Genomic DNA, 13,242 nt, shown 5'->3' with positions numbered 1-13,242 from the left:
GCTGGGGTGGTCACCGCCCCAGTGTAGGAGTGCCCGAAACCCCTGGTCTTCCGACCCCTCGTCCCACCCCGGCCAGAGCCGGCCATCGCGCTACCGTGGATCCATGGCTTCCGCACCGACTCCTGACGACGTCGCCGCCGCCTGCGCCGCGGCCGCCCGGCCCTTGGCCTCTGCCCTCGCCGCGGATGACGGACTCGCTCGCCGGCTGTCCGAGGCGGACTGGCCTGCCGGCGTGATCGACGAGGGCGGTCAGTTCCACCGGGTGCTCGTGCTGCCCGGCGTGGGCGCCGTGCGGATGACCCGCACCCATGAGGCCGCGGCACACCTCAACGACCGCATGGCCACCCTGCAGATCCTCAGCACGACGGCGGCGTTCCCCTTCGCTGTGCCCGTGCCGCTGACCGAGGTGGTCGGGGAGGCGGACGGACTGCCGGCGGGGATGGCCGCCGTGGTACAGGAGTACCTCCCGGGCGAGGCGCACCCACCGCACACCGGCGAGGTGCCGGTGCTGCGCGAGCTGTGCCGGACGCTGGCAGGAATCGACACCACTCCCCTGGCGCCACACCTCGGCCCGCCGTTCGCCTACCGTGGCCCCTGGACCGCGGAGAAGGTCGCTGCAGTGCAGTCGGTGCCGTCGGTGCTGGCGGCGTCACACGGGCCCGGCGTCTGGACCGACGGGTCGCCGGAAGCCCCCGGAGGCGCGGTCTCAGCGGACCGCTGGGCCGAGACGGTCGCCACCCTGACCGCGACGCACACCGCGTGGACGGAGGATCCAGTGGTGACGCCGTCACTGGTCCACGGGGACCTGGCCGGGCACAACATGCGGTGGCAGCGTTCTGCCGCCGAAGGGGTCGGACGTGACGGAGATGACAGAGAGCGCTGGCACCTGACCGGGATCCTGGACTGGGACCTGGCCGCCGTGTGGGACCCAGCACTGAACCCGGCCTACCTCGCGCTGTGGCACGGCGAGGAGAAGCTGGAGGCCATTGCCCGTGACGCCGACGAGGCCCTCCGGGGACGGGTGTGGCTGGGATGGATGGCCCTGGAGACGATCTACGATGCCTCCCTGCGTGAAGGGCCGGCGAGCGATATTCCGCCGGCGAACTGGCCCAAGCTGCTGCCGAAGGTGCTCCCCCGCATCGAGCGAGCCGCCGAGGCGCTGGGTCGGTGGCAGGCCGAGCAAGAGCCGGCGGCCGGCGCGGTAGACGGCCGGTGAGCGGCCGGCGTCGGGAACGGGGTCCGTGGCCGCACCTGCGGGAGACGACCCTGACGGCCGCACTGGAGTCTGACGGCAAGGTGTTGGATGCGGGGCAACGGGCCACCGTGCAGTTGCTGACCGGGCGGAGGATCACGCGCGGGGTGTACCTGCACGGCGGGGTGGGGCGCGGGAAGACGTGGCTGGGCGCGGAGTTCTTCAACGCGCTCGAGGTGCCGAAGCTGCGGCTGCACATGCATGCCCTGCTGGGGCAGGTGAACCAGGTGGTCGCGAGCGCGCAGGCTGGCCAGCCGATCGGAATCGACCACGCGGTGGCGCGGATCGTCGGGGACGCCCGGCTGGTGTTCATCGACGAGTTCCACGTCCATGACGTCGGCGATGCAATGCTGCTGCGCCGTGTCCTGCCCGGTCTGCTCTCCCTGGATGCCGGGCTCCTGCTGACCTCGAACTACCCGACCGACGGCCTGCTGCCGGACCCACTGTTCCACCACGCGATGGTGCCCGTGATCGAGATGATCCAGTCCTCCCTGACCGAGTGGCAGATCCCGAACGGGGTGGACTACCGGCCGTTGAACGCCAGCTCTGGCCGGGGCGCGGGCTTCGCCTCCGTATCCTGGACGGTCGCCGGATCGCCGGGGCCGACGGCGGCCGGGACCTCCGCTCGCGTGCCAGTCGGGTTCAGCGGGACCCGGCAACTCGAGGTTGCCGCCGCCGATCCGGAGGCCGGCGAACTCGAGGCGACCTTCGGCCAGCTGTGCGGCACGCCGGTGTCCGTGCAGGACTTCCTCGGTCTGACTCGGACCTATTCAAGGTGGCGCCTGCTGTCCGTGCCGTGCCCCGAGGAGATCGACGTTCAGGCGTTCCAGCGGTTCGCGTTTCTGGTGGATGTGCTGGTGGATGCCGACCTGCGCCTGGACGTGGAGGCACCGCTGCCACTGCGTGACTGGGCACGGGCGGCACCCCTGCCCCGGGATGCCGACCGGTTCCTCAGCCGGCTGAGCCTGCTGGGCCGCGGACGGACGGCCACCACCTGATCTGCCCCGCCAGCGTGGTGGGACTCACCGACCATCGAGAACGTGGCTTCCACTACATGCGCAAGCAACTTGATCAAGTTGCTTGTAGGGTTGGGGCGTGCCCCATGACTTGAACTCCGATTCCGAGCCGACCGCCGAACTGCTCGAGGCGCTGCTCCCGATCCTGCACCGGATCCACGTGGAGCGAACCCTGTCCCCCGGCAAGGTGGGGATCCTGCGTCACGTCGCCGAGAACGGACGGGCCAGTACAGCCGAGCTGGCCGTCAAGGTCCAGGTCAGCCCCCAGGCCATCTCGCTCGCGGCCCGGGAACTCGAGGCCCTGGGGCTGGTCGAACGGATCCCGGATGAGTCGGATCGGCGGCGCTCATGGATCCACCCCACCGAGGCGGGCCGGCTCAAACTGGCCGAGGAGACCCGGACCGGCCGCGCGTGGCTCTACGAGGTCGTCCGCGAACGCCTGACGCCGGAGGAACGGCAGACCCTCGTCTCCGCCATCCCGGTCCTGCGCAAGCTCACGGCCGAGACGGCGTCCGAGACACCCTCCACGGCTGCGTCCACACCTGCGCCAGCACCTGAGACAGCTTCCGAGGAGCCGCATGACTGAGACCCCTCGCCGCCTGGAGCCGGCCCTGGTCTACGCAGCCCTCTGCACGGCCGTGGTCAGCTCGCTGGGCATGCTGCTGGTGCCGTCCGTGGCCCAGGACATGGGGGTCTCCGTGAGCACCGCCCAGTGGATGCTCACGGTGAACCTCCTGGTGGGCGCCATCGCGACCCCCGTGATGGGCCGGATCAGCGACGGGCCGAACCAGAAGCGGTTGCTGCTGGTGTCCCTGACCGTGATACTCGCCGGGTCCGTCGTGGCCGCACTGGCATCGACCTTCACGGTCTTCCTCATCGGGCGGGCCCTTCAGGGCCTGACCTACGGCATCGTTCCGGTGACCATTGCCCTGGCGCGCCGGTATCTCGCCGGGCCCCAGGTGCAGCCGGCCATCTCCAGCCTGTCCGTCACGGTGAGCACCGGGCTCGGCATCGGCTATCCGCTGACCGGCGTCATCGCCGGGCTGGTTGACTACCGGTTTGCCTTCTGGTTCGCCGCACTCTTCGTCCTCTCCGCGATGGTGGTGGTCATCCGGACCGTTCCCGCCGGTGGTGGCGTCCATGCTGTGCGGGCCCCCTTCGACATGGCCGGTGCGATCCTGCTGGGCACCGGCCTGGGCAGCCTGCTGCTCGGCATCAGCGAAGGGCCCACCTGGGGCTGGTCCTCCCCCTGGACCCTCGCCACCCTGGTCCTGGCCGCCGTCCTGCTGACCCTCTGGGTGCGGACGTCACTGCGCTCGCGCCACCCGCTGATCAATCTGCGCGTATTCGCCAATGGTGAGGTCCTGCTGGCCAACGCCTCGGCCATCGGGCTCGGCGCCGCCATCTACATCGGCCTCTCGGTCTCCAGCCTGGTGGCCCAGGCCCCGGCGTCCAGCGGATACGGGCTGGCCCTCCCGGTCTTCTGGGCCGGATTCGTCATGTTGCCGTTGTCCGTCGGCAGCTTCATCGCCAACCGGTTGGTCCGCCGCCTGTCCCATCGGGTGCCGCTGACGGCCCTGTTGCCGATCGGGGCCGGACTGGCCGCCGCCTCCGGGATACTCCTCTGGTTCGCCCACACGGAACTCTGGGAGGTCCTGCTCGGCATGTTCCTCTTCGGCCTGGGCATCGGCTCCAGCTATGCGGCCATGCCCGCCCTGATCGCCCGGAACGTGGCGGCCGAGGGCCTGGGCAGCTCGGTCAGCTTCAACCAGGTGCTGCGCACCATCGGCAGCTCCTTCGGCACCGCGGCCGCTGCAGCCATCTTCGCGGTGACCGCAGATCCGGGCGGCCAGACCACCGATGCCGGGATCACCGGCGCCTTCGCCCTCGGCGCCCTGGTGTGCCTGGCGGTGTGCTGCGCCCTGGTGGCCCGGGCGGCGGCGCGGAGGTTCAGCAGCCGCCGCCCGGAGTAGGCCTACACGAGGTCCCGCGGGACGCGGCGGTGCCAGCTCTGCGAGTAGACGCGAGGATCGCCGCGCTGGGCGTCCAGTTCATAGGCGTCGAGCTCGGCGTCGATGATGAACTCGGTGGGCGTGGAGGTCAGCACCGTGTTGGTGGTGACCTCGGCGCCCCAGTCCTGACGCTGGATCCGGCGCACGGTCCGGGTCTCGCCGCGCACGGAGTTCACGTCATTCCAGCGGAAGCTGTACCACTCCTCGGTCCCGCGCCGGATGTGGGTGTCGGTGTCCTCGATGCGGAAGGCGCCCTGGTCATTGGCGATCTCCAGGGTGGAGATGTTCGTTGCCAGGTCGCGCGTGACCCGCCAGTGGTGCTGGCCCGGCTCGGTCTGGGTGACCTCCAAGGGTGTGGCGGCCTCCGGCTCCTCAAACTCGCGCAGCCGCGCATCCTCCGCCCTGGGGCTCCGCACCGGGACGCTGAGACTGCTGGCCCCGGTGGTCAGCGTGACGGTGGCGGCCTCCGGGGAGGGCCAGACGAGGGGCCAGTAAGAGGTCGAGATGGACAGCCGGAGCCGGTGCCCGGCCGGGAAGGTCTGGGCGATGCCGTTCAGCGGCACCGTGACCCGGTACTTCTTCCCCGGCTCCAGCGGGCTCGGGTCCTCGCTGCCGTCCCGGTGGGTGAGGTTGAGCAGGCCATAGGTCACCCGAGTGGCCTCGCCGTCCAAGTTCACGTCGGACAGCCGCACGGCCAGCATCGCCACCGGCTGGTCCGCGGAGACCTCGAAGTGGCACTGCGGCAGGCCCAGGATCTCCAGGTCCTCCGTGAGGGGCCGCGATTCGTAGAAGATGGACCCCCCGTCCTCCTCCCGCTGATCGAAGGGCAGGTCCGGCACGGCCGCGTAGGACGCCCATTTGCCGGCGAACATACCCACACTCAGGGGCGATTTCACCGCGACCTCTGCGTCTGACTCGCCGTGCGGGTCGGCGTCCGAGTCGACTTCTTCCAGGTGGTGGCCACGCAGGGTGAACTCTCGGTTCTCGATCTCCGGGGCAGGCCACCGGTCCTCCGCCACCCAACGGCCGGGCCGGTCCTCGTAGGAGGCGGCGGGCGAGACGGAGTCCTGCATCCATACGCGCAGCATGGGTTCGTCCATCACCCCGGTGTCCTGGCCCTTGAGCCAGTGGTCCCACCACCGCACGGCCTCCTGGAGAAAGCCGATGGCCGGGCCCGGCACGCCGAGGTGCGGATACTTGTGGCCCCAGGGGCCGATGAGCCCCTTGCGCGGGACGTCCAGGTTCTCCATCAGGCGGAACACGGCATTGGTGTAGCCGTCGGCCCAACCGCCGACCGCCATCACCGGGCACTGCACCTGGCTGTAGTCCTCACAGACCGAGGCAGTCTTCCAGTAGTCGTCACGCCGCTGGTGCTCGAGCCAGGTCTCCAGCCACAACCCACTGCCGGACAGCCGCTCGTGCCACATGTCCCGCCACCGTTCGCCCACGATCTGCGGATCGGGCGGGAGGCTGTTGAAGGCGAACATCACCGTGGCCTCGGAGAGATTGTCGCCGAGCAGGCACCCGCCCATGTAGTGCATGTTGTCCACGTAGATGTCATCCGTGGCCGAGGCGCTGATGATGGCCTTCAGGGCCGGGGGCTGGCGGGCCGCCAGCTGGAGGCTGTTGAACCCGCCCCAGGAGATGCCCATCATGCCCACCTTGCCGTCACACCACGGCTGTTCGGCCAGCCACGCGATGACGTCCTCGGCGTCCTCGTGCTCCTGAGCCCGGTACTCGTCCACCATGACGCCGTCGGAGTCGCCGCTGCCGCGCATATCCACCCGGGCGCAGACGTAGCCGTGCCCGGCCATGTACGGGTGGTTCAGCTCATCTCGAGCGCGACTGCTGTCCCGCTTGCGGTAGGGGATGTACTCCAGGATGGCCGGAACCGGCTGCTGCTCGGCGTTGACCGGCATCCAGATCCGGGCGGCCAACCGGGCACCGTCACGCATCGGGATGTACACGTTCTCGATGACCCGCGTCTCATGCGGGAACTCGGTGATGGTCTTCATCGTCCTCCCTCCTCGTCAACGTCAGGCCCTGCGCTGGCGTACTCGAACGGAAGCTCCTTCACGATCTGCGCGTGGAGCCGGCCCAACTCGTCGTGGCTGCTGGCCCCCAGATAGAACTTGCCGACGACGTATCGGTAGCTGTCCTGGCCGGCCAGTTCGGAGAGCCGGTCTCCCTCATGCACCGTCGAGGTCAGGACAATACCGGGGTACCGTTCCGCCAGCGCCGCCTTGTCCTCCTCGGTGGGCACTCGCGTGACCACCCCGTCCTCATCGTGGAAGACCATGCACTGAGCGGCCACGTGGAACTGACCTTCCCGTCGGGGCATCCGCGGTTCCCGGTTCAGTGCGATGTCGATGGCGATTTCGTGGTTGGATGCCCCGTCCACCTTGGCGAACAGGTCGCTGTGGGACTGTGAGATCCGGGTGTTGACCTCGATCATCCACAGCCGGTCCGCCTCCTCATCCCACATGAACTCGGAGTTGAAGCAGCCGTTGTCGAAACCGACGTGCTTCATGTACCGCTCGGTGGCATCGATCATGCGCTGCTGGACGTGCTCCGGCACGCTGCTCGCCGGGTAGTCCAGCCGGTCGAAGCTGGTGCCGTCAACGTCCTTGTGCATGTCCAGGACCCCGTGGACCCGGAACGTCCCCCGGAACACCGTGCCCTCCGGAGCGGCCTGGGTACCCTGCACGAACTGCTCGGCCAGGCAGGTGTTGCCGCCCCACTGCTGCAGCTCCGGGGGCAGGTCCACCATGGACAGGGCGGCGTCGAAGGCGTCACCGATCTCCTCGATGTGCTCGCGGATCTCGGCCACGGCCTCGTGGAAGCCCGTCTCGTCCTCGATCTTGAAGCCGAGGTTCGAGGAGTGTGCCTTGACCGGCTTGACCCAGAACGGGAAGTCCAGGTCGATCGTGTCCAGAGCATGGTCGTCGAACGGGTCGAAGGCGGCGAAGCCGGGCACGCACTCGGGAATGCTGGCCCGCTGCTCCAGCCGGCTCCAATACTTGTGCTCGCACTTGAGCACGCTCTCCAGTGACGGTGCCGGCAGTCCGCGCTCGGCCGCCAGGATCGGCACCATCACGCTGACGGGGAAGTCCCAGTGGGCGATGATCGCATCCACCGTCCCGTCGAAGGCATCGAGCTGGCCCCGGGCGGCCGCCAACAACTCCTCGAAATCGATCTCGGCCGTTTCCACGAGCCGCTCGTAGTCGAGCACGTTGTGGAACGTCAGGTTCTCAGCACCAGAGACGGTCTCGAGTTCGTGCCGCTGGACCTCGGTCATGCCCAGGACGTGGATGTTCTTCTCTGCCAAGGGATCCGCCATTTCGTCGTCGAACAGCTCCGGACGAGCATGCGGCCCACCGTAAGCACGTTTCCGCGTGGACCACAACGTGAGGCACGGACGTGGCGTGGCGGCCCTCAGCCCAGCTGGTACCGTCCGAGCGGGCGCAGGGGATCGCTCTCCGGTTGGGCGGCGTAGAGCAGCGAGAAACTGGCTGCCCAGCCGGTTGCGCGGGCCCACAGGGCCTCCCGTGCGCGGCCCGCATCCGGCTCGGTACCGCCGGGGGAACCAGCCAGGGCGTCGTAGGCCGCACGGAAGCGCCGCCGCCCCGGCTGTGAGAAGTGCAACAGCGCGGCGCCCAGGTCCGAGGCGGGGTCCCCGGCGCACAGGTCGCCGAAATCGACCAGGACTACAGGACCGGGGTTCCAGGACCCGACGCCGGCCAGCACGGTGTTGTTCGGGTGCGGATCCCCGTGGAGCCAGAGCGCGGGTCCGGTGTGGGGAGCCGCGGCCAGGGCACCGGCCCAGGCGGCGTCGAGGCGGTCCTGCTGCTCGGTGCTGAGCTCCTCCGCCAGGGCAGTCCGTCGCTGCGCGAAGCGGTCGGCGACGGCGGCCACGCCGACCCCGCGGAAGACATTGGTGGGTGCCCCGCCGGGAGCCGGCCGGTGCAGTCCGTGCAGGACGGCGGCCAGACTGGAGGCATAGGCATCCCGGACCCCGAGAGGCATGTGGACCGCCGGCGTCCCGTACACCCAGGGCACCACCGCCCAGCGGAACGGGTAGCCGGCGCGGCGCACTCCGGTGCGGACCGGCGTCGGGATGACAGGAATGGTGTGGTGAGGAATGCCGGACGGCAGGCCGGCCAGCTGGGACGCCAGCCGCGGCAGCCAGGCAACCTCCCGGTCGAGCAGCGACTCGGCCTGGGCGTGCCGGGGCAGGCGGAGGGCGAGGCGCTCCCCGAGCCGGACCATGGTGTTGTCCCAACCGCGGACCGGTACCCCCAGCGGCATGTGGGCGAGGTCGGGGTGCTGCTCTCTCAGCAGGGCGCGGACGAGCCCGTCCGTGATGACGGGCTCTCCGTCCCGAGATTCCAGCGGCACGCGACTACTCGGTGACGCCCAACTGCTCCATCACGATCTCGCGGACCCGGGCGGCATCGGCCTGGCCGCGGGTGGCCTTCATGACGGGGCCGATCAGGGCACCGATGGCCTGCAGCTTGCCGGCCTTGATCTTGTCCACCACGCCCGGGTTCTCGGCGATGGCGGCCTCCACGGCGGCGTTCAGCGCGCCGTCGTCCGAGACCACGGCAAGCGAGCGGGCCTCGACGATGGCGCGCGGGGCACCCTCGCCGTCGGCGACGAAACCGAGGACCTGCTTGGCAAGCTTGTCATTGATGGTCTTCTCGGTGATCAGCGCCTCGACCTCGACCACGTCCGCCGCGGTGACCCCGAGTTCGGCGATGTCCTTCTCGGCGAGGTTGGCCAGGCGGGCGATCTCCCCCATCCACCACTTGCGGGCAGCGGAGGCACTGGCACCGGCCTCGATGGTCGCGGCGATCTCGTCCAGCACGCCGGCGTTGACCACGTCCCGGAACTCCTCGTCCGAGAAGCCCCACTCCGCTTGGAGGCGCTTGCGGCGCTCGGCCGGCGGCTCCGGCAGCTCGGCACGCAGGCGTTCGATCCACTCCACGTTCGTGTGGATCGGCACGAGGTCCGGCTCCGGGAAGTACCGGTAGTCGTCCGCGTCCGACTTGGGACGGCCCGAGGTGGTGGTGCGGGTGCCCTCCTGCCAGTGCCGCGTCTCCTGCGTCACGGTGCCGCCCGAGGAGAGGACGGCGGCCTGGCGCTGGATCTCGTACGTCACCGCATGGGCCACGGCCCGGGTGGAGTTGACGTTCTTCGTCTCGGTGCGGGTGCCGAACACGGTGGCGCCCTTCGGCATCAGGGACACGTTGGCGTCGCAACGGACGTTGCCGCGCTCCATCCGGGCGTCCGAGATACCGAGGTTCTTGACGATGTCCCGGATCTGGGTGACATAGGCCTTCGCCAGCTCGGCGGCACGCTCACCGGCCCCGGTGATCGGTTTGGTGACGATCTCCACCAGCGGCACACCGGCACGGTTGTAGTCCACCAGCGAGGAGGCGGCGTCCTGGATGCGGCCGGAGGCCCCGCCCTGGTGGGTCAGTTTGCCGGCGTCCTCCTCCATGTGGGCGCGCTCGATCTCCACGCGGAAGACCGTGCCGTCCTCGAGTTCGACGTCCAGCCAGCCGTCGTGGGCGATCGGATCGTCATACTGGGAGGTCTGGAAGTTCTTCGGGGTGTCCGGGTAGAAGTAGTTCTTCCGGGCGAAACCGCAGACCTCCGCGATCTGGCAGTTCAATGCGAGGCCGAGCTTGATGGAGTACTCCACGGCGGTCCCGTTGACCACCGGCAGCACACCCGGCAGGCCGAGGTCCACCGGGGTGACATTGGTGTTCGGCTCATCCCCGAAACCGTTGGTCGCCGAGGAGAACATCTTGGTCCTGGTGTTGAGCTCCACGTGGACTTCGAAGCCGAGCACGGGCTCGTACTGGGCCATGGCCTCGTCGAACGTGAGCACCTCGTCAGTGACGGCGGCCATCAGTTCTCTCCTCCTGCAGTTGCGGTAGCGGGGGCGTTCCCGACGCCGGCCGGGGCGGCGGCGCTCGCGGCGGCCAGTTCCGGGGCCTGGGCCCAGAAGGGTGCACCCCAGGCCTCCTCGAGGCGGGACTCGAGTGCGGCGGCGGCGCGGTACATGGTGGCATCACCCCGGGCCGGGGCCAGGAACTGGATGCCCACGGGCAGGCCCTCGGACAGGCCGGCCGGCACCGAGATGCCGGGGATGCCGGCCAGGTTGGCGGGGATGGTGGCGATGTCGTTGTTGTACATCGCCACCGGGTCATCCAGCTTCTCCCCCAGCGGGAAGGCGGTGACCGGCGAGGTCGGCGAGATCAGCACGTCCACCTGCTCGAATGCAGCCGCGAAGTCGCGCTGGATCAGGGTGCGGACCTTCTGCGCCGAGCCGTAGTAGGCGTCGTAGTATCCCGCCGAGAGCGCGTAGGTGCCGAGGATGATGCGGCGCTTGACCTCGTCACCGAAGCCGGCCGCGCGGGTGGCACCCATGACCTGCTCGATGGTGCCCCCACCGTCCGGGACCACGCGGTTGCCGAACCGGACGCCATCGAACTTGGCGAGGTTGGAGGAGACCTCCGAGGGCATGATCAGGTAGTAGGCGCCCAGGGCGTAGCCGAGGTGCGGACAGGAGACCTCGGAGACCTCTGCCCCGGCGTCCTTGAGCACCTGCACCGACTCCTGGAACCGGGCCAGCACGCCCTCCTGGAAGCCCTCGCCTTCGAGCTCGGCGATGATGCCGATGCGCAGGCCGGCGAGTTCACCGTTGCGGGCGGCCTCGAGCAGTCCGTCCATGGGCTCAGGCAGCGAGGTGGAGTCCTTGGGGTCGTGACCGCCGATGAGCTCCTGCAGGGCAGCGGCATCGGAGACGGTACGGGTCACCGGTCCCACCTGGTCCAGGGAGGAGGCCATGGCGATGACGCCGTAGCGGGACACCGCACCGTAGGTGGGTTTGGCACCCACGGTGCCAGTGACGGCGCCGGGCTGGCGGATCGAGCCGCCGGTGTCCGTGCCGAGGGCCAGGGGTGCCATGAAGGCCGCCACCGCGGCGGCGGAGCCGCCCCCGGAGCCGCCGGGGGTCCGGCCCAGGTCCCACGGGTTGCGGGTGTCACCGAACGCGGAGTGCTCGGTGGAGGAGCCCATGGCGAACTCGTCCAGGTTGGTCTTGCCGAGGATCGGCAGGCGGGCCGCGCGGATCCTCTCCACCACGGTGGCGTCATAGGGGCTCATCCAGCCCTCCAGCATCTTCGAGGCCGCCGTGGTCGGCTGGCCGACGGTGACGATGAGGTCCTTCACCGCGATGGGGACACCGGCCAGCGGGTGGAGGTCCTGCGCCGCGGTTCCGCCGGCGGCGCGGATGGAGTCCACCTCGGCGGCCACGGCGAGCGCCTCCTCGGAGTTGACGTGCAGGAAGGCGTGCACACCGGTGCCCTGGCCGTCAGCCGGGCCATCCACCGCGGCGATGCGGTCCAGGTGGGCCTGGGTGAGCTGCACCGAGGTGATCTCGCCGGCGCGCAGGCGCTCTGACATCTGCAGGGCGGTCAGCTTGATGAGTTCGTTCGCGGAGATTTCAGTCACGCCGATCACTCCCCGTCCAGGATCGCGGGGACCTTGAACTGGCCATCCTCGGCATCCGGTGCCATGGCGAGTGCCTGTTCCTGGGTGAGCATGCCCGAGGGCACGTCCTCGCGGAACACGTTGCGCAGTGGGATCGGGTGGGACGTGCGCGGCACGTCCTGGCCGGCGACTTCGCTGACCGAGGTGATGGCATCCATGATGAAGGCGAGTTCTCCGGACATCTTGTCCAGTTCGTTCTCGTCCATCCGGATGTGGGCCAGTCGCGCCAGGTGGGCGACGTCCTCACGGGTGATGGCGGACATGAATCTCCTGTGGTTCCGCGGGCGGGGTGGTTCGGTCACCCAGTCTAGTGGGGACTACTGCCGGGCTGGGTTCAGACCGAGCGCCGGTAGACCCAGTACAACGGGTCCTCGCCCGACGTCGGCGCCTGGCCGATGTCCGAAAGGCGCCAGTCCCGCTCGGGGACCCGGACGAATCCCTCGGATTCATAGAGCCGGTGCGCTCCAGTCATGGTCACCATGGTGGTCAACACGATGGCGTCGATCCCCTCCAGCTGTTCGGCCCGGTCGATCGCGGCACGGACCAGGGCGCGGGCCACCCCGCGGCGCTGGACCCGCGGGTCCACGGCCAGCATCCGGAACTCGAACTCACCCTCGCGGGCGGTCTCGGACATCGGCATCCCCGGCAGGGACAGCACCACCGAGCCGGCGACGACGGTGCCCGCCGCGCTGGGTGCGGCCGGGCCGGCCAGCGCAGACGCCTCCACCTCTCCGACGAGGACGCGGGCCTGGCGAGCCCGGGTGGCCACGTCCTGGAGGTTCGCGATGTACTCGTCCTCAGGATCGATATGACCGCCGTCGATGTAGGAGGTCACCGTGAGGTGCGCGATCACCGCATGATCCTCCGCCCGCGCGTCACGCACCGTGACGCCGGGCACGCGCGAGACTGACTGCGGCCACCCGGCGGCGCGGAGGGCCGGGTGCAGGTCTTCGGTGGGGTCGGGGTTCTCAGGGCGTTCGTGCGGCACGGCTGAATACTACGCCGAGCAGACGGTCCACGGCGTAGGCGAGGGCGACTCCTCCGGCGTAGGCCACCAGGTCCGCGAACCCGAACGTGGTGCCCAGGACCAGCCGGAGGGGAGACCACAGCGCCCCGAGTTCCGCCGAGAGACCGGTGAGCTGGAGCAACTCCACCGCCACGCACACGGTCAGCGCCAGGCCGGCCACCAGGATCCTGGAACGGACCGGCAACAGGATGGCGACGAGGAGGTAGATCAGCACGGCATACAGGGCGTCTCCGGCCGGTCCCGTCCAGGCTGCCGTGCTGAGGGCGCGGATGCCGAGCCCGAGCCCAATGGTCACGGGGACGGCGGCGCCGAGGACAAAACGCCTGGTGCGGGTGGGGACGGCCTGGTTCGGCTCGGAGATAGCGGCCCCCT

General features: G+C 69.7%; 12 protein-coding genes. 4 read left to right on the top strand and 8 right to left on the bottom strand.

What is annotated here, in order from left to right:
* The first annotated feature begins 103 nt into the window (after positions 1 to 103).
* From BOSE125_RS02915 to BOSE125_RS02900, 4 genes are all read left to right on the top strand, one after another.
* Positions 104 to 1,216, top strand: coding sequence for a phosphotransferase (locus BOSE125_RS02915; RefSeq protein WP_159549696.1), 1,113 nt, complete (start codon positions 104 to 106; stop codon positions 1,214 to 1,216).
* Positions 1,213 to 2,250, top strand: a complete 1,038-nt coding sequence (gene zapE / locus BOSE125_RS02910; RefSeq protein WP_159549693.1) for an AFG1/ZapE family ATPase — start codon at positions 1,213 to 1,215, stop codon at positions 2,248 to 2,250. The genes BOSE125_RS02915 and zapE overlap by 4 nt, the downstream gene beginning before the upstream one ends.
* Positions 2,251 to 2,347: 97 nt before the next feature.
* On the top strand, positions 2,348 to 2,854 hold the full coding sequence (locus BOSE125_RS02905) for a MarR family winged helix-turn-helix transcriptional regulator (RefSeq protein ID WP_201301124.1): 507 nt from the start codon (positions 2,348 to 2,350) through the stop codon (positions 2,852 to 2,854).
* A complete protein-coding gene (locus BOSE125_RS02900; RefSeq protein WP_159549690.1) occupies positions 2,847 to 4,241 on the top strand; it encodes an MFS transporter in 1,395 nt (464 codons plus the stop codon). Before BOSE125_RS02905 ends, BOSE125_RS02900 begins: the two co-directional genes overlap by 8 nt.
* Before the next feature lie 2 nt (positions 4,242 to 4,243).
* Here the strand turns inward: BOSE125_RS02900 and BOSE125_RS02895 are convergent, their stop codons facing one another.
* The 8 genes from BOSE125_RS02895 to BOSE125_RS02860 all read right to left on the bottom strand — a co-directional run bounded on the left by BOSE125_RS02895 (position 4,244) and on the right by BOSE125_RS02860 (position 13,165).
* On the bottom strand, positions 4,244 to 6,295 hold the full coding sequence (locus BOSE125_RS02895; protein WP_159549687.1) for a CocE/NonD family hydrolase: 2,052 nt from the start codon (positions 6,293 to 6,295) through the stop codon (positions 4,244 to 4,246).
* The gene (locus BOSE125_RS02890; protein WP_201301123.1) at positions 6,292 to 7,608 is read right to left on the bottom strand and encodes an acetyl-CoA carboxylase biotin carboxylase subunit family protein; all 1,317 of its coding nucleotides are present in this window, start codon (positions 7,606 to 7,608) and stop codon (positions 6,292 to 6,294) included. The genes BOSE125_RS02895 and BOSE125_RS02890 overlap by 4 nt, the downstream gene beginning before the upstream one ends.
* Positions 7,609 to 7,715: 107 nt before the next feature.
* Positions 7,716 to 8,678 (bottom strand): phosphotransferase, encoded by a 963-nt coding sequence (locus tag BOSE125_RS02885; RefSeq protein WP_159549681.1) that lies wholly within the window; start codon positions 8,676 to 8,678, stop codon positions 7,716 to 7,718.
* A gap of 4 nt (positions 8,679 to 8,682) precedes the next feature.
* Entirely contained in the window at positions 8,683 to 10,197 is a 1,515-nt protein-coding gene (gatB, locus tag BOSE125_RS02880) for an Asp-tRNA(Asn)/Glu-tRNA(Gln) amidotransferase subunit GatB (protein WP_159549678.1), read from the bottom strand.
* Complete coding sequence (gene gatA / locus BOSE125_RS02875; protein WP_159549675.1) at positions 10,197 to 11,804, bottom strand: Asp-tRNA(Asn)/Glu-tRNA(Gln) amidotransferase subunit GatA; 1,608 nt, start codon at positions 11,802 to 11,804, stop codon at positions 10,197 to 10,199. The genes gatB and gatA overlap by 1 nt, the downstream gene beginning before the upstream one ends.
* Before the next feature lie 5 nt (positions 11,805 to 11,809).
* Positions 11,810 to 12,106: an Asp-tRNA(Asn)/Glu-tRNA(Gln) amidotransferase subunit GatC gene (gatC, locus tag BOSE125_RS02870; RefSeq protein ID WP_159549672.1), complete on the bottom strand. Its 297-nt coding sequence runs from the start codon at positions 12,104 to 12,106 to the stop codon at positions 11,810 to 11,812.
* Positions 12,107 to 12,177: 71 nt separating this feature from the next.
* Positions 12,178 to 12,831, bottom strand: a complete 654-nt coding sequence (locus BOSE125_RS02865) for an N-acetyltransferase (protein ID WP_236557788.1) — start codon at positions 12,829 to 12,831, stop codon at positions 12,178 to 12,180.
* Positions 12,812 to 13,165, bottom strand: coding sequence for a DUF2809 domain-containing protein (locus tag BOSE125_RS02860; RefSeq protein ID WP_159549670.1), 354 nt, complete (start codon positions 13,163 to 13,165; stop codon positions 12,812 to 12,814). Before BOSE125_RS02860 ends, BOSE125_RS02865 begins: the two co-directional genes overlap by 20 nt.
* Positions 13,166 to 13,242: the final 77 nt, after the last annotated feature.

This window comes from Citricoccus sp. K5, from assembly GCF_902506195.1.
In the GTDB taxonomy this organism is placed as follows: domain Bacteria; phylum Actinomycetota; class Actinomycetes; order Actinomycetales; family Micrococcaceae; genus Citricoccus.
Note: the sequence above shows the minus strand (reverse complement) of the source record. Positions and strands in the feature narration are given on the sequence as shown.

Excerpts from the sequence above, each read along its gene's own strand:
- BOSE125_RS02915 (WP_159549696.1), top strand. The coding sequence starts at position 104 with ATGGCTTCCGCACCGACTCCTGACGACGTCGCCGCCGCCTGCGCCGCG.
- BOSE125_RS02900 (WP_159549690.1), top strand. The coding sequence starts at position 2,847 with ATGACTGAGACCCCTCGCCGCCTGGAGCCGGCCCTGGTCTACGCAGCC.
- BOSE125_RS02895 (WP_159549687.1), bottom strand. The coding sequence starts at position 6,295 with ATGAAGACCATCACCGAGTTCCCGCATGAGACGCGGGTCATCGAGAAC.
- gatB (WP_159549678.1), bottom strand. The coding sequence starts at position 10,197 with ATGGCCGCCGTCACTGACGAGGTGCTCACGTTCGACGAGGCCATGGCC.
- gatC (WP_159549672.1), bottom strand. The coding sequence starts at position 12,106 with ATGTCCGCCATCACCCGTGAGGACGTCGCCCACCTGGCGCGACTGGCC.